22 protein-coding genes and 1 pseudogene are annotated in these 22,478 nt (G+C 69.7%); 9 read left to right on the top strand and 14 right to left on the bottom strand.

Annotated elements, in window-relative coordinates; all coding sequences use genetic code 11:
• Positions 1-6: 6 nt before the first annotated feature.
• The gene (locus tag ACIBAE_RS14840) at positions 7-492 is read right to left on the bottom strand and encodes a hypothetical protein (protein ID WP_399285109.1); all 486 of its coding nucleotides are present in this window, start codon (positions 490-492) and stop codon (positions 7-9) included.
• Between the two features lie 165 nt (positions 493-657).
• Here ACIBAE_RS14840 and istB point away from each other — a divergent pair.
• Positions 658-1,200, top strand: a pseudogene (istB, locus tag ACIBAE_RS14835) (IS21-like element helper ATPase IstB); the annotation flags it as partial.
• A 164-nt stretch (positions 1,201-1,364) separates the two neighbouring features.
• The gene (locus ACIBAE_RS14830; RefSeq protein ID WP_399285107.1) at positions 1,365-1,793 is read left to right on the top strand and encodes a hypothetical protein; all 429 of its coding nucleotides are present in this window, start codon (positions 1,365-1,367) and stop codon (positions 1,791-1,793) included.
• Here the strand turns inward: ACIBAE_RS14830 and ACIBAE_RS14825 are convergent, their stop codons facing one another.
• Both ACIBAE_RS14825 and ACIBAE_RS14820 read right to left on the bottom strand, forming a co-directional pair.
• Positions 1,794-2,396 (bottom strand): hypothetical protein, encoded by a 603-nt coding sequence (locus ACIBAE_RS14825; RefSeq protein ID WP_399285105.1) that lies wholly within the window; start codon positions 2,394-2,396, stop codon positions 1,794-1,796.
• A gap of 269 nt (positions 2,397-2,665) precedes the next feature.
• A complete protein-coding gene (locus ACIBAE_RS14820; RefSeq protein ID WP_399285104.1) occupies positions 2,666-3,514 on the bottom strand; it encodes a TnsA-like heteromeric transposase endonuclease subunit in 849 nt (282 codons plus the stop codon).
• Between the two features lie 242 nt (positions 3,515-3,756).
• On the opposite strand from ACIBAE_RS14820, the gene ACIBAE_RS14815 reads away from it, so the two are divergent.
• Positions 3,757-5,757 (top strand): hypothetical protein, encoded by a 2,001-nt coding sequence (locus tag ACIBAE_RS14815; protein ID WP_399285103.1) that lies wholly within the window; start codon positions 3,757-3,759, stop codon positions 5,755-5,757.
• Positions 5,758-6,213: 456 nt separating this feature from the next.
• Here ACIBAE_RS14815 and ACIBAE_RS14810 read toward each other — a convergent pair whose 3' ends face one another.
• Complete coding sequence (locus tag ACIBAE_RS14810) at positions 6,214-6,981, bottom strand: hypothetical protein (RefSeq protein WP_399285102.1); 768 nt, start codon at positions 6,979-6,981, stop codon at positions 6,214-6,216.
• Between the two features lie 205 nt (positions 6,982-7,186).
• Here ACIBAE_RS14810 and ACIBAE_RS14805 point away from each other — a divergent pair, with 205 nt between their 5' ends.
• Positions 7,187-7,534: a hypothetical protein gene (locus tag ACIBAE_RS14805; RefSeq protein WP_399285100.1), complete on the top strand. Its 348-nt coding sequence runs from the start codon at positions 7,187-7,189 to the stop codon at positions 7,532-7,534.
• A gap of 275 nt (positions 7,535-7,809) precedes the next feature.
• Here ACIBAE_RS14805 and ACIBAE_RS14800 read toward each other — a convergent pair whose 3' ends face one another.
• Entirely contained in the window at positions 7,810-8,025 is a 216-nt protein-coding gene (locus tag ACIBAE_RS14800; RefSeq protein ID WP_399285098.1) for a hypothetical protein, read from the bottom strand.
• A gap of 53 nt (positions 8,026-8,078) precedes the next feature.
• Here ACIBAE_RS14800 and rox point away from each other — a divergent pair, with 53 nt between their 5' ends.
• Positions 8,079-9,515 carry a rifampin monooxygenase gene (gene rox / locus ACIBAE_RS14795; RefSeq protein ID WP_399285097.1) on the top strand — a complete coding sequence of 479 codons (1,437 nt, stop codon included), beginning with the start codon at positions 8,079-8,081 and terminating at the stop codon, positions 9,513-9,515.
• Between the two features lie 210 nt (positions 9,516-9,725).
• Entirely contained in the window at positions 9,726-10,187 is a 462-nt protein-coding gene (locus ACIBAE_RS14790; protein WP_399285360.1) for a DUF2199 domain-containing protein, read from the top strand.
• A 253-nt stretch (positions 10,188-10,440) separates the two neighbouring features.
• On the opposite strand, the gene ACIBAE_RS14785 is transcribed toward ACIBAE_RS14790, so the two are convergent.
• The 3 genes from ACIBAE_RS14785 to ACIBAE_RS14775 all read right to left on the bottom strand — a co-directional run bounded on the left by ACIBAE_RS14785 (position 10,441) and on the right by ACIBAE_RS14775 (position 13,611).
• A complete protein-coding gene (locus ACIBAE_RS14785) occupies positions 10,441-11,682 on the bottom strand; it encodes a GNAT family N-acetyltransferase (protein ID WP_399285095.1) in 1,242 nt (413 codons plus the stop codon).
• 258 nt (positions 11,683-11,940) lie between these two features.
• The gene (locus ACIBAE_RS14780; protein WP_399285094.1) at positions 11,941-12,903 is read right to left on the bottom strand and encodes an asparaginase; all 963 of its coding nucleotides are present in this window, start codon (positions 12,901-12,903) and stop codon (positions 11,941-11,943) included.
• Positions 12,904-12,939: 36 nt separating this feature from the next.
• Positions 12,940-13,611, bottom strand: coding sequence for an ABC transporter substrate-binding protein (locus ACIBAE_RS14775; RefSeq protein WP_399285093.1), 672 nt, complete (start codon positions 13,609-13,611; stop codon positions 12,940-12,942).
• Between the two features lie 193 nt (positions 13,612-13,804).
• Between ACIBAE_RS14775 and dtd the strand changes: the two genes are divergently transcribed.
• Positions 13,805-14,242, top strand: coding sequence for a D-aminoacyl-tRNA deacylase (dtd, locus tag ACIBAE_RS14770; protein ID WP_399285091.1), 438 nt, complete (start codon positions 13,805-13,807; stop codon positions 14,240-14,242).
• Between the two features lie 27 nt (positions 14,243-14,269).
• On the opposite strand, the gene ACIBAE_RS14765 is transcribed toward dtd, so the two are convergent.
• From ACIBAE_RS14765 to ACIBAE_RS14740, 6 genes are all read right to left on the bottom strand, one after another.
• Positions 14,270-15,235: a YgfZ/GcvT domain-containing protein gene (locus tag ACIBAE_RS14765; protein ID WP_399285089.1), complete on the bottom strand. Its 966-nt coding sequence runs from the start codon at positions 15,233-15,235 to the stop codon at positions 14,270-14,272.
• 10 nt (positions 15,236-15,245) lie between these two features.
• Positions 15,246-15,710 (bottom strand): Fur family transcriptional regulator, encoded by a 465-nt coding sequence (locus ACIBAE_RS14760; RefSeq protein ID WP_399285087.1) that lies wholly within the window; start codon positions 15,708-15,710, stop codon positions 15,246-15,248.
• Between the two features lie 133 nt (positions 15,711-15,843).
• On the bottom strand, positions 15,844-16,416 hold the full coding sequence (locus ACIBAE_RS14755; RefSeq protein ID WP_399285086.1) for an FABP family protein: 573 nt from the start codon (positions 16,414-16,416) through the stop codon (positions 15,844-15,846).
• A gap of 470 nt (positions 16,417-16,886) precedes the next feature.
• Positions 16,887-17,924 carry a hypothetical protein gene (locus ACIBAE_RS14750; RefSeq protein ID WP_399285085.1) on the bottom strand — a complete coding sequence of 346 codons (1,038 nt, stop codon included), beginning with the start codon at positions 17,922-17,924 and terminating at the stop codon, positions 16,887-16,889.
• On the bottom strand, positions 17,921-18,898 hold the full coding sequence (locus ACIBAE_RS14745; RefSeq protein ID WP_399285084.1) for a hypothetical protein: 978 nt from the start codon (positions 18,896-18,898) through the stop codon (positions 17,921-17,923). The genes ACIBAE_RS14750 and ACIBAE_RS14745 overlap by 4 nt, the downstream gene beginning before the upstream one ends.
• On the bottom strand, positions 18,895-19,842 hold the full coding sequence (locus ACIBAE_RS14740; RefSeq protein WP_399285082.1) for a hypothetical protein: 948 nt from the start codon (positions 19,840-19,842) through the stop codon (positions 18,895-18,897). The genes ACIBAE_RS14745 and ACIBAE_RS14740 overlap by 4 nt, the downstream gene beginning before the upstream one ends.
• Positions 19,843-19,946: 104 nt before the next feature.
• Here ACIBAE_RS14740 and ACIBAE_RS14735 point away from each other — a divergent pair, with 104 nt between their 5' ends.
• Both ACIBAE_RS14735 and ACIBAE_RS14730 read left to right on the top strand, forming a co-directional pair.
• On the top strand, positions 19,947-20,315 hold the full coding sequence (locus ACIBAE_RS14735; protein WP_399285081.1) for a DsrE family protein: 369 nt from the start codon (positions 19,947-19,949) through the stop codon (positions 20,313-20,315).
• A 659-nt stretch (positions 20,316-20,974) separates the two neighbouring features.
• Positions 20,975-22,387: a family 2B encapsulin nanocompartment shell protein gene (locus ACIBAE_RS14730; protein WP_399285079.1), complete on the top strand. Its 1,413-nt coding sequence runs from the start codon at positions 20,975-20,977 to the stop codon at positions 22,385-22,387.
• Positions 22,388-22,478: the final 91 nt, after the last annotated feature.

Here is a 22,478-nt window from a genome sequence, read left to right as displayed (position 1 = left end):
CGGAGCCTACGATCCCGAGCGCAACCCCAGGCCGCTGTGCTGCACAACGCCCGAGGGAAGATCGCTCCTTCCGGAAGCCCGAGCAGTCAACTCCACGAGACCGGCACGGAGGTCGGCGGCGGGCTCACCAAGGACGATCGCGCTGACGACCAACTCCATCATCAGACAGTCGTACTCGTCGCCGGTGCTCCGATAGCGCTCCACATCAGCCTCCACCACCGCAGAGGCGATCCTCCTCCCACCGCCAGCCGCAGGAGCAAAGGACACCTCATAGACCCCGTGACCGGTCCAACTCCGGTGCATGAAAAGGACATCGCCTTCAACGAAGACGTTCCACTTCTCATCCATGTCCCGGGCTCGATATCCGCGCCGGATCCGGTCCCAGTCCTCGTCAGTCCAGACACGATCCGGCAACTGAGACACCGGACGGGGCATGCTGATCGGGTGGAGGCGCCGGAACGACTCTCGGGTGAGCGGGATATCGGCAGTCATGACGTGATCCTACGGAAGCACCACTCCAACAGGACAGCGGATTGCCGCCAAGAGCAGGCAACCCGGGCGGAGGATGCCCCTCACCCACCTTCCCGACGCGTCCGCAGCGTCCTGAACAGAAGCTTTGCAAGAGTCCTTCACCACTACCCCAGATAACTCCAGGCCTTCGACTTCGACGCGAACCCGAACATTGACGCCGCCACGATCCACACGCTGGCCAGCTGTGAATGGATCAAGAAGAGCCAGCCGCTCTGCCTGATCGGCGACTCCGGCACCGGCAAGTCCCACATGCTCGTCGCCCTGGGCACCGAGGCCGCGATGAAGGGCTACCGCGTCCGCTACACGCTGGCCACGAAGCTGGTGAACGAGCTGGTCGAGGCCGCCGACGAGAAGCAGCTCAACAAGACCATCGCCCGCTACGGCCGCGTCGATCTTTTGTGCATCGACGAGCTCGGCTACATGGAACTCGACCGCCGCGGAGCCGAACTTCTCTTCCAGGTGTTGACCGAACGCGAAGAGAAGAACAGCGTCGCCATCGCTTCGAACGAGTCCTTCGGCGGCTGGACCAAGACGTTCACCGACCCCCGTCTCTGCGCGGCCATCGTCGACCGCCTCACGTTCAACGGCACCATCATCGAGACCGGCACCGACTCCTACCGCCTCGCCAGCACCCGAGCCCGAGCCGAAGAACCCGCTAAGACCGGCTGACTTCCCGTGAGCGTGGGGGGCATGTCACCGTTGATCTCCGGCAGGCTTCAACCCTCACGCTCTGCCGGTCGTGGCTCTTCTGGATCTCGCCTGTCCATGCCAGCCTGAGGCGGTCTGGGGGACTTGGTGGGGCGGCAGATGGGGGCAGGGTGAGGGACATAGCGGTGCAGGTAAATAGCGACTTCGACGGCCGGTTGAAATGGCGCTCTCGCTATCTGATCCACAGGTCCCGCCGCCGAGGCCGGACCGGGCTGCTGTTGCAGGTGGACCTGCGTGACCCGCCCCGCAGCATGTCACTCAAGTGGTGCCTGGTGTCGGTCACCGAAAGCGGGCGCCAGCTCTGCAGCGTCGATCGGACCAGCATCAGAAAGGTCCGTTTCATCCCCTTGCCCCCAGGTCCGCACTCACTGCACCTTGAGGTCACGCGGCATCGCAAACGTCGCTGCACACAGGCCCAGCAGAACGTGGTGCTCGGGCAGGGAGACATTCTCCTGGTGACGTGCGACCCGGTGCAGCCGAACGTCTTCTACCGGCGCAGTCCCGTGGTGGACACCTGGAGTGCGCAGATCCTTCAAGCGGATCCGAACGCCTGATCAGCTGAGGCTCGCCAAGGGCCAGCCCGAGTTTCGCTTCTGCCACCACGTGTTTCGGCGGCCGGCGGCCCTTGCGGGCCGCTGGCCGCCAGGCGCCCGCAGTCGCTCCGGTGCCGTCATTTCTGCTCGACAATCACGGGCCTGTTGATCTCCAACTGACTCCGAAACCGGTCGACAAACGCTGTCCTCAGCAATCGACGAAGCCACGCGTACGTACTGATGGATCAGGCGGGTGCGGGTGGCCATCCCGACCCGGGACCGGCCCTGCACTTCGGCGTGGACCGCGAAGATCGCCTCCCGGATCTCCGGGCCGATGCTCGGGCGGTGCCCGCCCGGCCGCAGCCACCGGTCATCGGCGCATCCGATCAGCCCGGACCGCTCACGGCCACGCTCCCAGCGGATCAGCGTGCGGTAACCGACCCGGTCCAGTCCCAGCATCCGGGCCTCCTGCCGGTCCATCGCCGCCAGCTCAGCGACCTTGGCCCACCGCCGCTCGGTCAGTGTGGTGACGGCCGGGTCGTAACAAGGCCTTGGTTCCCCCGGCCCGGGATCCTCAGGATTCCCACTACGGAACCCGGTGCCCACCTCCAGCAGGTGGGCCATCCGTAGCCGAACCAACTCCAGCCTCCCCGGCGGAAGATCAGCCACGGACGCGGGCTGCCGCCCACGGTCCGGGCCATCGGCCGCTGTGCGCGAGGACGGCTGACAAGCCGGATGGTTGACGAGGAACCGGAAGGTCAGCTGCTGCCGGGCTCCCGCCGGATCGCGCACCACGACCCGCCCCAGATGGGGCTCGTGCCGTTCGACAGTCCACTCCACCCCGTCCAGGACAAGCCCGGCCCCCGGAGCGAGATCAAGCGCCAGCGGAGGACTCACAGGGCCCCACCTGCCGGCTTGACCAGCGAGCGGTCACTCAGCGGGACAGAAAGATCGATACCGAGCGAACGGTTCCAGAGCTGGTGCAGCAGCTCCGCCCGAGCCAGTGCCGGAACCGTGGAAGCGGCCACGAGTTCCCCGAACGTCACTCGGGACCGAGCCCGTTCCAGGAGATCCGCCCGCAGCCCGAGTGGATCGGGCAGCGGGCGGCGCTGGCAGGACAAAGCGTCCAGTCCGGTGAAGACCTGTCGCCTCCAGCCTGCGGCCACTACGTATTCCCAGCCGCAGGCCAGTGCCATCTCATAGGCGGCGGCGAACGACTCGACGTCCTTCGCGCGTACCCGGTCGAGCGGTCGGACATCGATCAGACACACCCCAGCCCGGGACAGCACCAGGAAGTCCGGAACATGGACACGCGGCCCACCGCCGGTCCGGAACTGCAGCTTCAAGGGCTGCGGGACCACCTCCCGCACCTGGCCGGCGAAGTCCAGCGCGAGCAGAACCTTCGCTTCCTCCAGACTCTCGAAGCCGTGATGCCGCCCTGTGCTGACCATGTACTGCAGCCCAGGCCGATGACGCTGCCGCCGATGCCACGAGAACCAGCGAACCGGCCCGACCCCAGGAAGCTGAACCTGGGCAAGGTCCCGGACCGGCACGATCAGTTCGCCGCCTCCGAGGTTCAAGGTGACCGCCCAGCGACGAGTCCAGCCATCCGCGAGATCCACATCCTGACGCCCAGAGACAGCCGACGCCCGTAGGAGCAAGTCGTCCCAGCGGCAGCGGTGCGACCACACCGCCCCCGCCTCAGGGTCTGCCGCAGGCAGCAGTCCGTACTCATCGGCCATGCCTTCAAGCAAACGCACGCCCACGGCGCCCGCACCAGCGCGCTTCGCAATTGGTGACAACCCGACTGCGAACACGAACCTTGTGACAACTAGCCCGAGCATTTGGTGACGACCATCGCTGCGAACGTGACCGAGAAGGCCAGGTCAGATCTCTCGCTCGGTGACAGTTATCGCTGCCAGTCACAATGCCGTTGGGAACTCGGCTGAGCTTTGTGGGTGACCCGGCCGGTAGGGTCGCGCGCATGTGGGGGGAACGCGCGCATGTGGTGGCAATGGACGCGGTCGACTGGGCTGGGCTGAAGCACAACTACGGGTCGGCCGAGGACATACCCGGCCTGCTCCGCCGATGCGGGGGTCCGGATTCGGAAGATGCGGAGGACGCCTCGTCCGAGCTGCTCAACCTGCTCTTCCATCAAGGCGGCTGGGTCTGTTCCGCCGCCTCGGCCGCACTGCCCTTCGTACTCCGCCTGGCCGCGGCACCGCAGGTGCCGAGCCGCTGCGCGATGCTGGAACTGGCGGCGATGCTGGCAGCGGAAGCCGGTCGGACCGAAGCCCGGTTCCTCGATCCCGGCTGGGCGCCCGCGTGGGAACAGGCCCTGCCGGAGTTGCTGGGCCTGCTGGACGATCCCGAGCCGGAGATCCGGCGGGCCGCAGCCGACGTGCTCGCCGCCTGTGACAGCCCCGGTGAGCTGGTTCTGCCCGGGCTGCTGCGGTGCTGGGAGGCGGAGGATGATCTGGCGACCCGCCTTGATCTGGTCCTCGCACTGGGCCAGGCGGCCCTGCGCGCGCCGGCCGGCGAGCATGGCGCCGAGGTCTTCGATCTGCTCCGTGGTCTGCTCGACTCTCCACAGGCCCAGATACGCCTGGCAGCGGTGCACGCACTTGCCCCGAACGACCCGGGCCTGCCTGCCCGGATGCTCGACCTCATGCTCGAAGCGGTCCGGGACCCGACCATCGAGCTGTGGCGCCACACCAGCGCGGTGAGCACCGGAGTACTGGGTGTCCATCACCGGGCTGCGAGGCTGATGAGCGGCCCCGCCCCCACATTCACGCTCGGCTTGCTGGCAGACCATCACGACGGCGAACAGCGGATCAGTGCCTTGGCCCAGGCGGGCAGACTGCTGTCCCAGTGGCGCTCACCGACCGCCGCCCTTCTGCCACGTCTCGTCGTGCGACTGGACGATCCCGCCCCCGAAGCCCGCTTCCGGGCGGCCGAGCTGCTGGCCTGCCTCGGCCCGGCGGCCGCCGTCCACGCCGACGAGGTCGCCACACTCCTCTCCGACACCGCCGCCCGCACCACACGTAAACGGGAGACCGTCGGCGAGGCCGCCCTGTGGGCCCTGGCCCGGATGAACGATCCGCGCTGCCTGCCGGGCCTGATCGAACTGATCGCCGGCACACACTCCGGCTTCGCCTCGACCTCCGCCCGCTATCCCGCCACCGGCCCGCACCATGTCGTCCTCCCCGCACTCCATGAGGTGCTGGGTTACCTCCCGGACCACGCCGAACCGCTCCTTCCGTCGATCTGCGGCCAACTCGAAACCACCACGGATGACCACCTGCTCACCCGGCTCTGCGAGGTAATCGCGGACTGGGGGCCCGTGGCAAAGGCAGCGGTTCCACAGCTGCTCGGCCTGTTGGAGGACGACCGGACCTGGATGGCGGCGGCGAAGGCCCTGGCAGGGATCGGCTTGGCGGGAAACGGAGCACGGGACCTGCTCCTGTCCCGATCGCGTGCCGCCGGACCGCACACGGAACTCGCGGCTTGGGCGTACTGGAGAGTCGGCGGCGAACCTGGGCCGGCCCTGGACGTACTCGGCCGCAGCGTCGAGGCACAGAGATTCCACCACGCTGCCCTGCGCAAGCTCGCCGGCCTCGGACCGCATGCCGCCCCCTGCGCGGACCGGCTCAGGGCGCTGACAGCCGACACCGCCCCCTGGACCCGCGTCGAGGCAGCACACGCCCTGTGGGCTGCGACCGGCGACGCCGAGACCGCTGTCCCGGTGCTGACGACGGCCGTTCTGGATCTGACCAAGAGCACCTACCTGCCCGTCATGCTCCCCGCACTGGAGCACCTGGCCCGGATCGGGCGGGCGGCCCAGCCCGCCGCACACCTCTTGCGCGACGTACCCGCCCGTGACCAGCGGCTGCGCAGCAACGGCGGCTGGCGAGGCTTCGTCCAGGACGAGAACATCCGCACCGCCGTCAGAAAGCTGCTCAGCGCCTCCGGCCTATCCGCGTGAGGTACGGATGCGGGCCCTGGCCGGACTGTGCGGGAGCGGACTCCTCCGCGATGGCAGGCACCAGTTGTTCAGGCGGATCACGTTGGCGCTGCGCGGGTCCGCCTTCGTCGACGCCGCGAGGGGCTGTTGGATGACCTGCTCCGCTGTCGGTCGGTCGTACCCCAGGAGCCGCTCAGCGGTCGCCAGGACGGCAGCACATGCAGGGCTGTCAGCTGGTGGATGGTTCCCGTGGAGAGTCGTGCCCTTCGGCCTCGTACCGACGCGTTCCGTGCCACCTCGGTGAGCCGTCGATATCGCCTCGCATGGAGCTTCGCCTCCTGTCCGCGCGGGGTCGCGCTGATCCAGTGGCCGCCGGCGCGGTCGGTCTTCGTCGCGGTCCGGTTGGTGAGACGCACGATGACCCTGCTGGTCCGCCCGGCCCGGGGCGGGCCGGGCGGAGCGGCCGGTGCCGGGTTGTCAGCGCACGTCGACGTAGTCGCCCGTGGCGTTGACCGCCGACGTGGTGGAGGTGCCCGCGAAGGACCATCGCCAGTAGCCGTCAGCCGAGGCCTTCACCGTCGTCGACAGGCTGCCCGTCGAGTTGGTTCTGACCGTCTTGACGGTCTTGTAGGTGCTGGCGCCCGCCTTGCGGAACTGCAGCTTCACGGGCTGGCCGGTGTAGCCCGCGTAGATGCGCTTGTCCCAGTTGGCGCGGGTCAGCTTGCCCGTGACCTTGAGCGGCTTGCCCTTTTTCACCGGCTCGGGCCCGGCGTCGGCGCTGAGCTTGCCACGGCGCAGGACCGGGTGGGTGATGTTGCCCTCATTGGTGTAGATCTCGCCGTCCTTGGACTGGAGCACGAAGATCACCTTCCACGGACCCGCGAGGGCGTTGCGGGGCACGCCCCAGCCCGACTCGAGCTTGTGGGTGAGCTTGCAGGTGGAGGTGGTGGCGCTACTCGCGGTGCACTTCGGAGTTCCTTGGTACGACCAGTAGTTGGCCCCGACCTCGCGCTGAATCTTGAAGTACGGGAGCTTGCCGCTGATCCCCGAGTCGTCCGAAGCCGTCACCGAGATGGTGAACGACTCGTTCTGGGCGGTGCCAAGGACGATGGGCTTGCCGCCGTTCACGGACACCTTCCGGATCACCACACCGGTCTCCGCGGCGTACGCGGCCGGAGCGGTGACAGCGGAGGCGGAAAGGACCAGGGCGCCGGTGAGTACGGCGCCTATGGATGTTGCGCGCAATGAAATCCCCAATATGTCGAGCCGGCCCCGGCCGTGTGAATCCCCCCGGCCGCAGGCTGGGCAGGTGGCGTGAGGATACGTCACCTGTGCGGGTCGGCCTCAGCGGTGTACGGGCCGCGCAGGCCCCACGCCTCGTGCAGCCAATTCCGGCTGTAAGAGGTTGTTGGTGTATTCGTCCACCGGGTCGCTGTAACCGTCCTCGACTTTGCCCCCGAGCCTGAAGGACACCACGACCGGCATCACGATCGCCCCCGGATGCTGCTTCGGCCTGGAGAACTGGCGCGACTGGCTCGTCCTCATGAATGCCGGGGATCCCTGGCTGGGACACGGCACCGTCACACACGTCGAGCGCCTGGGAACCCTGATCCACGTATGGCCTGACACGGATCCGTCGACGCGCACCCCCCTCGCGATTCCGCTCGTCGAGCTGCCCATTCTCCTCCGGGCCGTGCACGAACAACTCAACGGATTCATCACCCTCGCGGACAGTGGGCCCACCACCACGCGCCCGCGCCGGCTCCCGCGCTCATCACCAAGCTCAGCGAAGATCTGAACAGGCGCCTCGCTGGACGAAGAGCTGAGACGCTCCACAGTCGGTCCGCAGCACGAAAGCAAGATCCATCCTTCACCGACATAGGGCTTGCTGAAGAGGGTGAAGGTCTGTCCGCTGCGGACGCGAAAAGCCAAGCAAAAAGGCAAGAAAAAAGGCAAGAAGAGTACCCAACTCCTTGCCGTGCTCAAGATATAGCGCACCGGGGGGCTTGCCGCAAGGCCCCGGTGATGCCGCAGAATGATCCGCCAAGGCCAGATCCTGCCGAAATGACAGATTCACGAGGCATGTGGCTGTTTATCGGCATAGCCGATGTAGTCGGTGTAGTCGGTGTAGCCGATGTAGTCGGTGTAGCCGATGTAGTCGGTGTAGCCGATGTAGTCGGTGTAGCCGATGTAGTCGGTGTAGCCGATGTAGTCGGTGCTCGGGACTCGAACCGCCGTGGATTCGCGGTGCGGTTGCGGGGACTCGGCGGGGGCCCGCGTGTGTGCCACCGGACTGCGCGGAGCAGCCGGTCGCCATCCAATCTCCTTGAATGGGCGTTCTGATGATTGACGTGATCGTGGTCGGCGGCGGACCGACCGGCTTGATGCTGGCGGGCGAGTTGCGGCTGGCCGGAGTGCAGGTGGTCGTGCTGGAGAAGTTGGCCGAGCCGACCGAGCAGTCCCGCGGGCGCGGCCTGCACGCGCGCAGCGTCGAGGTGATGGATCAGCGCGGCCTGCTGGACCGGTTCCTCGCGGTCAGTGAGAAGTTCCAGGTGGGTGGTTTGTTCGGCGGCATCCTCAAGCCGTGGCCGGATCGGTTGGACACCGCGCACCCGTACGGCCTGACCACGCTGCAGCCCGTCACCGAGAGGCTGCTCAGCGAACGCGCCCTCGAACTCGGTGCCGAGATCCGGCGCGGCCGCGAAGTGGTCGGGCTGAGCCAGGACGAGGACGGGGTGACCGTCGAGCTGGCGGACGGCACGCACCTGCGCTCGCGCTACCTCGTCGGGTGCGACGGCGCCCGCAGTGCGGTGCGCAAGCGGCTCGGCGTCGGTTTCCCCGGCGAGCCCGCCACGGTCGAGACGCTTCTGGGTGACATGGAGGTGACCGAGGATCCGGCGACGGTCGCCGCCATCGTCGCGGAGGTCCGCAAGACCCACCTGCGGTTCGGCGTCATCCCCAACGGGGACGGGAACGAGGGGGTGTACCGGATCATCGTGCCCGCCGACAAAGTGGCCGAGGACCGTACGACCGCGCCGACCCTCGATGAGTTCAAGCAGCAGCTGCGGGCCTTCGCGGGCACGGACTTCGGGGCGCACTCGCCGCGCTGGCTGTCCCGGTTCGGCGACGCCACCCGGCAGGCCGAGCGCTACCGGGTCGGCCGGGTGCTGCTGGCCGGGGACGCGGCGCACATCCACCCGCCGACCGGCGGGCAGGGGCTCAACCTCGGCGTGCAGGACGCGTTCAACCTCGGCTGGAAGCTGGCCGCGGCGGTCAACGGCTGGGCACCGGAGGGGCTGCTGGACAGCTACCACGCCGAACGGCACCCGGTGGGCGCCCGCGTGCTGGACAACACCCGCGCGCAGATCACGCTGCTGGGGACCGATCCGGGTGCGACCGCGCTGCGGGAGCTGTTCTCGAAGCTGATGGACTTCGAGGAGGTGAACCGGTACGTGACCGGGATCATCACCGCCGTCGGGGTCCGCTACGACTTCGGCGAGGGCCACGAACTGCTCGGTCGGCGGCTGCGGGACGTGAAGCTGAAGCAGGGTCGCCTCTACGAGCTGATGCACGGCGGCCGCGGACTGCTGCTCGATCAGACCGGCCGGCTTACGGTGGCGGGTTGGGCGGACCGAGTCGACCACGTCGTCGACGTCAGCGAGGAACTGAACGCCCCGGCGGTGCTGCTGCGGCCGGACGGCCACGTGGCGTGGGTCGGTGAGGATCAGCGGGATCTGCTCGGCCAGCTGCCCAAGTGGTTCGGCGCTGCTGCCAGCTGAGACCGCGACACGTCCGACCGCGACGCTCCGGGGGCGGGGCAAGCCGTACCCACGTGATTCGACTGTTCAGCGTGGGGGCGGCCATGGGAACCCCCTGGCCGCCTCCGCCGACGGACACCGTTGTCGGAGCCGATCACTAGGCTCCTGTCCATGGCCAACGATCTTGGATACACCTGCTCGTGCTGCGGCGAGCGTCATGGGGAGCTGCCGATGGGCTACTCGACCACGGCCCCCTACGTCTGGGACCAGAGTTTCGCCGATGCCCCCGATTGCCTGCTCTCGTCGGATCAGTGCGTCATCAAAGGGCAGCACTACTTCGTCAAGGGTCTGATCGAGATACCGGTCATCGGCAGCGACGACGTGTTCTCCTGGGGGGTCTGGGTCTCCCTCAGCCGCGAAAGCTTCGCCCGCGCGGCGGACTTGTGGGATACGCCCGGCCGCGAGTCCGAGAAGCCGTACTTCGGCTGGCTGACCACCGAGTTGCCCGTCTACTCCCCCAGCAGCGTCAACCTGAGGACCCACCTCCACACGAGGCCCGTCGGTGAGCGCCCCTTCATCGAACTCGAACCCACCGACCATCCCCTGGCCGTCGAGCAGCGGACCGGCATCACCCTGGAGCGCGTACGTGGGATCGCCGAGACCGTACTGCACCCCGGCAGCGAGGACTCCTGATCAGGACGGGCAAGGCGGGGACCCATGAAACAGCTCTCGGGGATGAGTGAACGCGCGCTCTGTCGCTCGGCGTGTACCGGCTGCCCCCCGACCGTGTCGCCGACAGGGTGAACCGGACCGGGCACCGTCGCCGCTCGGCTGATCCGCGCACCCGACGAACGCGAGAAGCCCGGCCAGGGCCAACAGGTCTCCCTGTCGGCCCGTACACCGGAGCCTCACCTTCATGACCGCGAAGCACGCGCGGCGGCCGGAGTCAGAAGACGTCCGGGCACCACGGGCTCCTCGCGGTACGGAAGAGGAGCTCCGCCACCGTCGCCGCTCCCGGCTTCTCCTCGGTCAGGGTGCCCAGCGCCGCGAGCCGTACCGCCGACGCGTCGCCCAGGTACAGCGCGCCCAACTCCCGTACGTCCAGGCTGATGTCGGGAGACTCCGTCGTCGGGGAGCAGGCGGCCCCCTCCTCGGACGCGTCCAGCCGGAAACGGCCGCCCGCCAGTCCCGCCGTGTCGGTGATCTCCAGGACCAGCGTCGCCGGGACCGCGTACGTACGGGCCTCCAGGGCGCGTATGACGTCGAGGATCCGTACCCACAGGAAGTCGGCCCGCGTCACGATCCGCGCCGCGCGCGGGTCGGGGAGGAAGTGGGGCATCAGGTCGTCCTGGGGGCGGTGCCCCGTCCGGACCGTCGTCACCCAGTCGACGGAGCAGAGGAAGTGCCACAGGGCGCGCTCGGCGGCGGGGGTCACGGCGATCAGCCGTTTCACCTTCGCCGTGTTCTGCGGCTGCTTACGCTCGCCCCACGTGTCGTCGGCGGTGTAGCCGACGAGGCCCTCGATCTCACCCGCCGCTGAGCGGTGGACCGCGTAGAAGGGCTCGGTCCAGGGGAAGCCGTTCGGCTCCTCGCCTGTGTCCAGCCGCCACCAGCGCGCGTCGCGGTTGATGGCGCCGTGCTGCCGCGCGCGGAACCGGTCGTGCAGCTCCGGGCCGATCTTCCGTACGTCCTCGCCGTCGACCAGATCGATCCGGCCGCCGTCCGCCGGGGCCGCCCAGCGCGGGTCGAGGCCCGCACGCGGTACGTCGATCTCCCACTCGGTGAACCCGGCGGCGGGGCCGAACCCGTACCGCCCGTAGATCGGGTACTCGGCGGCGATCAGTGTGGCGACGGCGTCGCCGCGTTCCTTCGCCGCCGCCAGATCGGAGTTCATGATCCGCGTGAGCAGGCCGCGCCGGCGGTGGGTGGGCGAGACGGACACATTGCTGATCGCGTCCGCCGTGAGCACCGCGCCGCCGGCGACCGTCAGCTCCTGCGCGAAGGACCGGAAGGTCGCGACGCACCGGCCGTTGTCGAACGCGCCCCACAGGCGGTCCGGATCGGCGTCCTTGAGCCGGCCGCGCATCACCTCCTCCGAGATGACGGGGGGCCGCAGGAATCCGGTGTGCAGGGCGCGCGTCCAGTCGGCGTGCTCGGACGGGTCGACGGTACGGACGTCAAGGCTCATGGCGAGCACGCTAGGTGGCGGACGGGACCGATCGCATCCCGTTTTCCGGCCCACCGCCGCCCCGCCGCTCACCGCCGCCCACCGCCGCCCACCGTCCCGCCGCCGTCCCGCCGCCCGCCCGCCGCCGTCCACCAGCACCCCGTCACCAGAGCCACCCTGACGGCCAGTCACTCCGAGGCCAGGTCACGCCAAGGACAGGTCGCGCCAAGGACAGGTCACGCCAAGGACAAGTCACGCCGAGGGCAGGTCGCGAGCCGCTCAGAACGCCGCCCGCACCCCGCCCACTTCCGCCGCCCCGCCCAGCAGCGGCGCCCGTCCGATGCGTCCCAGCACCTCCGCCTCGACGCCCAGCAGATCCAGCGCCCGCGCCAGCACCGGGCCCAGCGCCCGGAACGAACCGTCGTCGATCTTGAGGGCCAGCGCGCGGCCGTCTGCCAGCGCCACCGCCTGCACGGCCTCCGCGCCCATCTTGGAGAGCGTGCCGGGCACGTCCCGCATCAGCCAGGTGTCGGATCGGCGCGTGCCCGCCACGTACTCGGGGTGGGCACGCATCGCGTCCGCCACCCGCCGCTCGGCCGTACCCGGCTCGGCGAGCACGAAGTGCCGGAAGGCGCGCGCGAGGCCGGTGAGGCTGATCGCCATCAGCGGGGCGCCGCAGCCGTCCGTCCCGACCGCCGTGACCCGCTCCCCGGCCGCCTCCTCCACCACCGTGTGGATGAGCTGCTGCAGCGGGTGGGCGGGGTCGAGATAGGTGTCCGTGGGCCAGCCGTTCAGGGCGCAGACCGCCAGCATGGCCGTGTGCTTGCCCGAGCAGTTCATGACGATCCGTTCGCGCACCCCGCCACCGGCGAGATACGCCTCGGCCTCGACCTGGTCCAGCGGGAGGTCCGGCGGGGTCTGCAGGTCGTCGGCCGTCAGTCCGTGCTCGGTGAGCATCCGCCGTACGAGGTCGAGGTGGAAGCCCTCGCCCGAGTGGCTCGCGGCGGCCAGTGCCAGCCGTTCGCCCGACAGGTCGAGTCCGGCCCGCAGGATGGCCGCCGCCTGCATCGGCTTGTTGCTGGAGCGGGGAAAGACCGGGGCATCGGGGTCGCCCAGCTCCAGTTCGACCGTGCCGTCCGCCGCGAGCAGCACCAGCGACCCGCGATGGTGGCCCTCCACGAATCCGGACCGTACGACTTCGGCGAGAACGGGGGACAGGACGCTGCCGCTGGACGTCATCATCAGCCTTTACGTGATTTTGTGCTCACGTGAGCAGAGCTACGTGAGCAGATCATCTACTTGCGCTTCTCCTTCACGGTACCTGCGGGCGATCTCCGCGCTGCAATCGTCAGCGGTACGTTGCAGCTGGTGGCGGCGGCGCGAGAGCTGCTGCTCATTGCCGACCAGCCGCCCCATCGCCTGGTGCAGCTCGTCGTCCGTCCGCGCCTGAAGGTCCGACAGCTCCACCTCGGCGAGCGTCTCGGCGGCGAGCCGGCGGTACTCGGCGCTGCGGGGCGTCGAGAGCGTGACGTGGCGGGCGGAGGAGCGGTGCCGCGAGGGGGTGTCGGCGAGGATCTCGGAGAGCCGGTCGACCACCGGCGTCTCGGGCGCGGTACGGCGGGCCAGTTCGGCCCGCAGGATGTCGATACGCCCCTGGAGCAGTCGGCGCAGATAGCTCAGGTCGGCCTCGTCGCGCTGGGAGTCGCGGCGCAGGGCGCGCAGTTCGGGGAGCAGCAGCACACCGAAGTCGTACGGTCGGGGGGCGGGCAGGGCGCCCTCGCCACCGGTCCGCTGCACGGGCGGCCGGGACCCGGTGGCGCCGGACCCGGAAGTGGCGCCGCTACCGGGACAGGGGCCGGGCCCCGCGGCTCCGGTGGTGCCGGTACCGCTGGTGGTACGGGTCGCCGGTACGGGACCGTGCGACTGCCCGGCGCCAGATGTACTGCTCATCGCGCGTACTTCCCCTCACTCCGCTGGGGAGATCCCCTCGCTCACCCGGCAGGGGAGACCCCCGGCCCTCGGGAGGACCTTGCCCCCGCCCCTCGACCGGTGCGCGAACGCACCGCCTCCGTGCATCGTGCCACTCCCGCCCCCGCCCATGCGGGCACTCTGCACCCGTTCGGCCCCGGATAGGTTGGTCCTTATGCGTGCAGTGGTGCAGAGAGTCGACGGCGCGAGCGTCGTCGTCCATACGGAGTCCGGGACGGAAACCGTCGGCGAGATCGTCGGCGAAGGGCTGTGTGTGCTGGTGGGGGTCACCCACGAGGACACGAAGGAGCAGGCGGAACGGCTCGCCCGCAAGCTCTGGTCGATACGGATGCTGGAGGGCGAGAAGTCCTGTTCGGAGGTGAACGCCCCGCTCCTGGTGATTTCGCAGTTCACTCTCTACGGGGACGCCCGCAAGGGCCGGCGCCCCACCTGGAACGCCGCGGCGCCGGGCCCGGTGGCCGAGCCGCTGGTCGATGAGGTGGTGGCCCAGCTGCGGGCGCTGGGCGCGCATGTGGAAACGGGCCGGTTCGGAGCGGACATGCGCGTCTCGCTCACGAATCACGGCCCGTTCACGGTGCTGCTGGACATGTGAGGCCCTGCCTCACTTGTCGGCCTCGACTCAGGCCTCGACGACCACTTCCTGCGCCGCCGCCGTGTCCCCCGCCATCAGCTCGGCGTCCAGCGGCACGTTGCGCTTGACCAGGGCCAGCGCGATCGGCCCCAGCTCGTGGTGTCGGCCCGAGGTGGTGATGAAGCCCAGCTGGCGCCCCTCGGGCCCGTCCGCCGCGAGGCGGACCGGCGTGCCGGGGCCCGGCAGGTGGACATCGCTGCCGTCCAGGTGCAGGAAGACCAGCCGGCGCGGCGGCTTCCCCAGGTTGTGGACGCGTGCCACGGTCTCCTGCCCCCGGTAGCAGCCCTTCTGGAGGTGCACGGCGCTGCCGATCCAGCCCAGCTCGTGCGGGATGGTCCGGTGGTCGGTCTCGAAGCCGAGGCGCGGCCGGTGCCCCTCGATACGCAGCGCCTCGTAGGCCAGGATCCCGGCCAGCGGCCCGTGCGCGGTGGCGTACGGCTCCAGGTCGGCGCGCGGCAGGAAGGCGTCCCGGCCGTACGGGGTCTCCCGTACGACGGTGCCCTCCGGCACCTCCGCGATGGAACCGGCCGGGAGGTGCACGACCGCGAAGTCGCCCGTACGGTCGGCGACCTCGACCCGGTAGAAGAACTTCATCGACTCCAGGTAGGCGATCAGCGCCTCCTGGGTGCCCGGTTCCACGTGCGCCCAGACCGTCTCGCCGTCGTCCACGAGATACAGCGCGTGTTCGATGTGACCGTTCGCGGAGAGGATCAGCGCCTCGGTGGCCTGCCCGGCCGGCAGGGCGCTCACATGCTGGGTGAGCAGCAGGTGCAGCCAGGCCAGCCGGTCGTCACCGGTGACGGTGACGACGCCGCGGTGCGAGAGGTCGACGAGACCGGCGCCTTCGGCGAGGGCGCTCTGTTCCCGGAAAAGATCGCCGTAGTGGGCGGCGACACCTTCGTCCCGCCCTTCGGCGGCGACGGCTCCGGGCAGGGACAGCAGGGGGCTCTTCATGTCCGCAAGCCTACGACTCGCCGTTCGAGGCGCGTGATGCCTGGGCACCCTGCGCCGCCCGGACGGAGCAGTCGCGGCAGCGGCCGAAGATCGCGAAGTGCTTGAGGTCCGTCTCGAAGCCGAAGGTCTCGCGCAGCTTGTCCGTGAACTCCGCCGCTACCTCCGTGTCGGCCTCGATGACGTTCGTGCAGTCCCGGCAGACCAGATGGATGTGGTCATGCCGGTCGGCCAGGTGGTAGGTGGGAGCGCCGTGCCCGAGGTGCGCGTGGGAGACCAGGTCCAGCTCCTCCAGCAGCTCCAGGGTTCGGTAGACGGTGGAGATGTTCACGCCGGAGGCGGTCCTGCGCACCTCGCCGAGGATCTCGTCCGGGGTCGCGTGTTCGAGGGTGTCGACGGCTTCGAGGACAAGCTGCCGCTGAGGGGTCAGCCGGTAACCGCGCTGCCGCAGATCGCTCTTCCAGTCGGTGCTCACCACGCCCCCAGTGTAGGCAGGCGCGGTGGCCCTCGGAACTGATCAGTCAGGGACCGTTTTCCCGCCGGGACCACTTCGGGAATCCTCCGCGACTCCTCGGCGGCCCCGCCGGGGCTTCTCCGGGCCTCCTCCAGGACTACTTGAAGAAGGCGATGCCGTCGTCCGGCAGGTCACCGAGGTCCTTGGCCCATTCCGCGACCTGCTCCGGGGAGACGACCTTCTTCAGGTGCGCCGACATGTACGGGCGCAGCGTCACCTCGGGGGTGGACTTCTCGCCCACCCACATCAGGTCGCTCTTCACATAGCCGTAGAGCCGCTTGCCACCGCTGTAGGGGCCGGAGGCCGCCGTACGCGCCACCGCGTCCGTCACCAGGTCGATCTGCGGCTTCTGGTCGGCCAGATCGCCGTACCAGATCTCCACGACGCCCTGGTCGCGGACCATCACGACCTCGACCTTGCGGTCCTTGTCGATCCGCCAGAAGCCGGACTCGGACTCGATCGGCCTGATCTTCCGGCCCTCGGCGTCGAGCGCCCAGGTGTGCGAGACGTACTCCAGGAAGTCCCGGCCGTCGTGGCTGAAGGTGACTTCCTGGCCGAAGTTGGCCTTCTCCTCGCCGGGGAAGTCGAAGACGCCCGCGCCCTCCCAGTGGCCGAGGAGAAAGACGAGCGGAACAAGGTCCGGGTGCAGGTCGGACGGGATCTCGATCATGAGCAGCTCAGACGATCTGTAGAGGTGGGGGCGGTGGCGGGGCGTACGGGTGAACCGTACGGCCAGAGCGCTAGGGGGTGCTGCGAAAGTAGCGCCGTCCGCCCGAAGGGCGGGGCTCACGGCGTCTGGTGCGTGCCATCGCAAGGCGGAGGATCGTCCTCGTACTGGACGTACTCGGACGACTCCGACAACGCGGCGAGTGTGCGTGCCAGGCGTCGCGAGCCAGGCGGAACTTTCGCAACAGGCCCTAGCGCTGGCCCTGGTACAGCTTCTTCACCGCCAGGCCGGTAAAGGCGAGCACGCCGACACAGACGAGGATGAGCAGGGAAGTGAAGAAAGCCTCAAGCACGGGGTGCTCCTCGGATGCGCGGTATGGGCGGTAAGGGCCGGGCCCCAGCCTAATGGGTGGGAGCCCGGCCCTCTCGGCGAGGTGCGGGGAGGTGCCGTGCGGATGCCGCGCGGCACCTGCCTCAGCCCAGCAGCTGGTTCTGGAGGATCAGCGTCTGGTCGAAGGGGACGCGGGGAGCGCCGCCCTTCTTCTCGTGGACGATCAGTGCCAGGGTGTCCCCGGCCAGTACGTACGCCCCCCGGACCTGCGTCGCGCCGTACGGCTTCGGCTCGACGAACGGATACGCGCTGGTGAAGGTCACGGCGGTGGTCTCGGCGTAGTCCTCGTCCAGCTCGGTCACCGGCGCGGCGGCCAGCGGCACGCCGGCGTCGGTCACGGGCGCGATCTGACTGTCCTTGTAGCCCTCCGCGAACGCGACCGACGGGAAGCGCAGCAGGTAGATCCGTGACGTGGTGCCGTCCGGCATCCTCCAGCCACGTGCCGCGATGTGCCGTACGGCGTGATCGCGCAACGCCAGCCGCAGGTCATCGCGGTGCTCCTCCGTGTACTCGGAGAGGTACTGGTCGGTGCTCACCCAGCCGCCGGCCAGTCTCTTGTCGGCGGTCGCGCCCCGGGGGGCGGGCAGCAGCAGTGCGCGCAGATCGGCGTGGTGGACCTGCGCCGTGTTGGCCTCGGTGAAGGGACGCGGGGCGCCGGCCGGCAGCGCGGGCAGCGAGAGCCGCGGGTACTCCCAGCGGCCGTCGCTCAGCGTCGAGAGACCGGGGACATCTCCGCGCTCCTGGTCGCTGACGCCGAACGCGGCGCCGGCACCGAGGCCACCGCAGACCACCGCGGCGACGGCCCAGCGCGCGACGGCACGCAGCACCCTGCGGCGGGGCCGGGGCGGCCGCGGGCCGGTGACCGGGACTGCGCCGGTGACCGGGACTGCCCAGACCGGGTCGACGGCGTACGCGGCCGGCACGGCGGGCGGCTCGGTCGGGCGCGGCGGCACCGGGGAGGAGCCTGCGATCGCGGACTCGGGCGCGGACAGGGTCTCCGGCAAGGGTGCGGGTCCGGGCTCCGGTACGGGTCCGGGGTCCGGTACGGATACGGGCTCCGGCGCGGGCCCGGTCTCGGGCAACGGCTCTGCCGCCGGCGCCGGGGTGTTCTGCTCGCTCATACGTACTTCCCCGGGGATGCGATGTGGTCGAGCTGGTCGCCCAGCAGCTCAGCGACGGCGGACGCGTCGACCGGATCGGTGCCGACAGCGTTGACCTGGACGGACAGGTCGCCGTCGTATGCCACGCAGACCATCTCGGCCAGACCGCTCTTGTCGCTTTTGTCCTTCTTCGACAGGAAGCACGTGGCGTGCTTGTGGCCCTTCACGGCGGGCCCCTTGCGGACACCGGGCAGGGACGAAGCCGCCCTGTAGAAGTCGATGACGGCCTTGCGGTCCTTGATCTGCGTGAGGTGCGTCTCGATGACCAGGTCATTGGTCGTGGAAACGTACGAGCGCACGGCGACGCCCGTGATGCCGAGCTTGTCGATCTGCTTCTCCATCGCCCGGCGCTCGCCGCCGGAGAGGCCCTGCCCGAGCGCCTTGATCAGCGAGGACGCTTCCCGCCCGGAGAGTTCACCGTCGTTGCCGTACTCACCGATGTCGGGCCCGAGCCGGTAGCTGGAGGGCACCGGCAGCAGCTTCCGGCTCAGCGGCGTGTCGGTCCGGCCCCTGCCGCTCTCCGCGGCCGGATCCGGCACCGCCTGGGCGGAGTCGGGCTTCTGCCACACCTGGGTGGGCGCGGTCCGGTCGGCGCGGTCGACGGTGACCTTGATGAACCCGGCCCCGCCACCGACCGCGCCGAGGACGAGCACGACCGGCAGTACGGTCCCGACTAGACACCGGGTGAGAGATCGGGGGGCGCGCCCCGGTGCGGAGGGCAGATCCTCCACCGCTGCCTCGGCGGGCATCTGCGGTCGTTCGGCCGCGTCCGGCGCGGGCACCTCGGCGGCCGGCGCGGGTGCCTCGGCGGCCGGCGCGGGTGCCTCGGCGGCCGGCGCGGGTGCCTCGGCGGGCATCTGCGGTCGTTCGGCCGCGTCCGGCGCGGCTTCCGGCGCGGGCTCCTGTGTGGCGGGGGTGGTCCGGTCCTCGTTCACAGGCGCTCCAGCTGCCGCTCGGCCAGCGTCCGGATGTCCTTCTTGCTGATCGGTTTGATGTCGAAAACGTGGATGTCGAACATGATGTCCCCCCGCTGAGCCACCGCGCGTGCGTGGTAGACGGGCTCGTAGCCAGGCTTCCGGTCCGCCTTGTAGAGGTAGTAGCGGCCGTTGCCGCTGCCCTTGATCGGGTCGCCGTCGTTGCCCGCGCCCTCCTTGGCGTCGGGCATGTAGGACATCTGGCCCTCCGCGTAGTCCTGGGCCGCCAGCAGGGTGCCGGCCCGGAACTGGACGAGCTCGACGTTGACCTCGCGGAACGCGCCCTGGTCCCAGGAGACGCGCGCGATCCGGCGCACGTCCTCCTCCAGCAGATACGCCAACTGGTAGTCGGGTTCCTCGAAATCGTGCGCGTACGTGTACACGGTCACGATGCCGTTCTCCCTCGACGGCACCTTCGGATCACGCGCCCCGGAGGGTTTGCCGATCAGCAGATCACGCAGGTCACCGGAGGTCCTGACCTGGTGGTCCTCCTTGGCGGACAACGGATCCGCGGCCTTCCCCTCGGACAGGGGCTTGGCCGGATACATCAGGTCCGGCTGGGACAGCGGCGGTAGCGCGGTCGGCGGCCGGTGGGCCTGGATGCCGTATCCGGTCGCCGTCCCGCCGACGATGCCGACAAGGGCGGCCGCCGCGATGAGCAGGGCCGTACGGCCACGACGGCGCGGCGGCACGGCCGGAGACGGCTGAGCGGCCTCCGGGACGGCAGCGTCCGGCCCCTGAGCGGACTCGACGGTCACGGGCTCGACGGTCACGGGCTCGACGGTCACGGGCTCGACGGTCACGGGCTCGACAGCCTCCGGCTCACCGGGCACGCGCGCGGCAGGCACGCGCTCGGCGGCCGCCGCGTCGGTGCCCGCCGGCTCGGAAGTCGGCGAAGATTCCAATGGTTTCCCCCACAAGCACTGAAGCGCGGATTCACTACCCGCGCGCCAGTGCTGACCAGCGGGGAGAGACAGGGGTTGTACCTCGGCGGATTACAGTTCCGCATATGAACCCGGCCAAGAAGCTCGTGATCAAGGTGACCGCTGGGGCCGACGCCCCCGAGCGTTGCTCCCAGGCCTTCACGGTGGCGGCGGTCGCCGTCGCCAGCGGTGTGGAGGTGTCGCTGTGGCTGACGGGCGAGTCCGCGTGGTTCGCGCTGCCGGGCCGGGCGGCGGAGTTCGAACTCCCGCACTCCGCGCCGCTGCCGGACCTCATCGAGTCGGTCCAGGCCGGTGGCCGGATCACGCTGTGCACGCAGTGCGCGGCCCGGCGCGGCATCGCGGAGAAGGACGTCCTCGACGGGGTACGTATCGCCGGTGCGCAGGTCTTCGTCAGCGAGATCATGGCGGACGGCGTCCAGGCACTCGTGTACTGAGCCGCCTCCTCCGGATCACCGTGCGGGCCCGGTGAGGTGCCCGCACCGGGCGGCCGGGTAAACGGTGGCGAACGCTGATCACGCGCCGACGCGACGGACTCGACGGACTCGTTCACCGGGCTGCACACCGACGGGACGGTGCGATCCCGCACCAGGGATTCATCCGCGCGATCCGTGAACACTTCCTCGCGAACGAGCCGGACGCACCGGACGCACCGGACGCACCGGACGCACCGGACGCACCGGACGCACCGGACAGCCTCTTCTCCCGCCACATCCGATCGGCGGAGACTCCCCCACGGGCCGGCCGCAGCCGGACCGGACCAGCGATCGGACGATCCGGGGCCTGTCCCACGCCGGGACGGGCCCCGGCGTCTTTTCCGGCGGCGACCCCGCTCGGGCGGGAGCGGACAGCGCGCCGCGTACCGGACACGCGGCGGTGACCGCGTCCGAATACCGCCGACCACGCGGCCAAACCCTTCTCCCGGCACGATCATCGCATCGAGCTAATGGCATCGGCTTCTCTGGACCAACCGGGCGCACCGGCCGTTACTGTTCCCTGGGTCTGGACGGGTTCCCGGATATTTGCCCCTCTTTTTCCCCTTCCCGATGCCGCGCACGCACGTCGGCCACCGCCTTTACGAAGGAGAGCGCGCCCGATGACTGTTGACACCAGCCCGGAAGCACAGCGGGAGTCGCCCCGGCAGTCCAGCCTGAGCACGGCGGCCGCCCGCAATCTCGCCACCACGGCCAAGTCCGCCCCGCAGATGCAGGGGATCAGCTCCCGGTGGCTGCTGCGGATGCTCCCCTGGGTGGAGACCAAGGGCGGCAGCTACCGGGTGAACCGCCGGCTGAGCTACACGGTCGGCGACGGGCGCGTGGAGTTCGTCCAGGACGGTGCCCATGTCCGGGTGATCCCCCGTGAGCTCGGCGAACTGGCTCTGCTGCAGGGCTTCGAGGACGTGGAGGTGCTGACCGCGATCGCCGACCGGTGCGTCCAGCGCGACTTCGGGGCGGGCGAGACGCTGGTCGTGCGCGGTGCGCCCGCCGACCGGATTCATCTGATCGCGCACGGCCGGGTCAGCCAGACCTCCGTGGGCAAGTACGGCGACGAAGTCGCCGTCGCCGTCCTCGCCGACGGCGACCGGTTCGGTGAGGACGCCCTGCTGGACGCGGATGCCCGGTGGGACAGCACCGCCACCGCCGAGACCGCCGGCACCCTGCTGACTCTGTCCCGCGCCGACTTCGCCGCCGTGCTGTCCTCGGCGCCGGGCCTGCGGGCCCACGTCGACCGGTTCAGCTCGCTGCCCCTCAAGCGGCAGAACCGTCACGGCGAGGCCGAGATCGCCCTGTCGGCCGGCCACACCGGCGAGCCCGAACTGCCCGGCGCCTTCGTCGACTACGAACAGAAACCGCGCGAGTACGAACTCTCCCTCGCGCAGACCGTTCTGCGGGTCCACACCCGGGTCGCCGACCTCTACAACGGGCCGATGAACCAGACCGAGGAGCAGCTCAGGCTCACCATCGAGGCGCTGCGTGAGCGCCAGGAGTACGAGCTGATCAACAACCGGGAGTTCGGTCTGCTCCACAACGCCGACTTCCGGCAGCGCATCCAGACCCATGCGGGCCGGCCCAGCCCGGACGACCTCGACGAGCTGCTCTGCCGCCGCCGCGGCTCCAAGTTCTTCCTCGCCCACCCCAAGGCGATCGCCGCGATCGGGCGTGAGTTCAACCGGCGCGGCCTCTACCCGACCCACGTCGACCTCGGCGGGCAGCAGGTTCCGGCCTGGCGCGGAGTCCCGATCCTGCCCTGCGGCAAGATCCCCATCACCAAGGAGAAGACCACCTCGATCTTCGTCATGCGTACCGGCGAGGACAACCAGGGTGTCATCGGTCTGCGTCAGACAGGTCTGCCGGACGAGTACGAACCAGGCCTGTCGGTGCGGTTCATGGGCATCGACGAGAAGGCGATCATGTCCTACCTCGTCACCACCTACTACTCCGCCGCCGTCCTTGTGCCGGACGCGCTCGGCGTCCTGGAGAACGTGCAGATCGCCGGCAGGCACGACTAGGGCCTGTGTGAGGTCGTGATCAATATCTGCGTTCCGCTGCCGTGCCGGGACGGATCACGGTAGAACGCCGGTGTGACGCGCCGACAGCTCA

Source organism: Streptomyces sp. NPDC051569 (assembly GCF_044454085.1).
In the GTDB taxonomy this organism is placed as follows: domain Bacteria; phylum Actinomycetota; class Actinomycetes; order Streptomycetales; family Streptomycetaceae; genus Streptomyces.
Note: the sequence above shows the minus strand (reverse complement) of the source record. Positions and strands in the feature narration are given on the sequence as shown.

What these genes read in the sequence shown, in the direction of transcription:
- ACIBAE_RS14840 (WP_399285109.1), bottom strand. Translation starts at nt 492, where the DNA reads ATGACTGCCGATATCCCGCTCACCCGAGAGTCGTTCCGGCGCCTCCAC.
- ACIBAE_RS14825 (WP_399285105.1), bottom strand. Translation starts at nt 2,396, where the DNA reads ATGGCCCACCTGCTGGAGGTGGGCACCGGGTTCCGTAGTGGGAATCCT.
- ACIBAE_RS14820 (WP_399285104.1), bottom strand. Translation starts at nt 3,514, where the DNA reads ATGGCCGATGAGTACGGACTGCTGCCTGCGGCAGACCCTGAGGCGGGG.
- ACIBAE_RS14815 (WP_399285103.1), top strand. Translation starts at nt 3,757, where the DNA reads ATGTGGGGGGAACGCGCGCATGTGGTGGCAATGGACGCGGTCGACTGG.
- rox (WP_399285097.1), top strand. Translation starts at nt 8,079, where the DNA reads ATGATTGACGTGATCGTGGTCGGCGGCGGACCGACCGGCTTGATGCTG.
- ACIBAE_RS14790 (WP_399285360.1), top strand. Translation starts at nt 9,726, where the DNA reads ATGGGCTACTCGACCACGGCCCCCTACGTCTGGGACCAGAGTTTCGCC.
- ACIBAE_RS14785 (WP_399285095.1), bottom strand. Translation starts at nt 11,682, where the DNA reads ATGAGCCTTGACGTCCGTACCGTCGACCCGTCCGAGCACGCCGACTGG.
- ACIBAE_RS14780 (WP_399285094.1), bottom strand. Translation starts at nt 12,903, where the DNA reads ATGATGACGTCCAGCGGCAGCGTCCTGTCCCCCGTTCTCGCCGAAGTC.
- ACIBAE_RS14775 (WP_399285093.1), bottom strand. Translation starts at nt 13,611, where the DNA reads ATGAGCAGTACATCTGGCGCCGGGCAGTCGCACGGTCCCGTACCGGCG.
- dtd (WP_399285091.1), top strand. Translation starts at nt 13,805, where the DNA reads ATGCGTGCAGTGGTGCAGAGAGTCGACGGCGCGAGCGTCGTCGTCCAT.
- ACIBAE_RS14765 (WP_399285089.1), bottom strand. Translation starts at nt 15,235, where the DNA reads ATGAAGAGCCCCCTGCTGTCCCTGCCCGGAGCCGTCGCCGCCGAAGGG.
- ACIBAE_RS14755 (WP_399285086.1), bottom strand. Translation starts at nt 16,416, where the DNA reads ATGATCGAGATCCCGTCCGACCTGCACCCGGACCTTGTTCCGCTCGTC.
- ACIBAE_RS14750 (WP_399285085.1), bottom strand. Translation starts at nt 17,924, where the DNA reads ATGAGCGAGCAGAACACCCCGGCGCCGGCGGCAGAGCCGTTGCCCGAG.
- ACIBAE_RS14735 (WP_399285081.1), top strand. Translation starts at nt 19,947, where the DNA reads ATGAACCCGGCCAAGAAGCTCGTGATCAAGGTGACCGCTGGGGCCGAC.
- ACIBAE_RS14730 (WP_399285079.1), top strand. Translation starts at nt 20,975, where the DNA reads ATGACTGTTGACACCAGCCCGGAAGCACAGCGGGAGTCGCCCCGGCAG.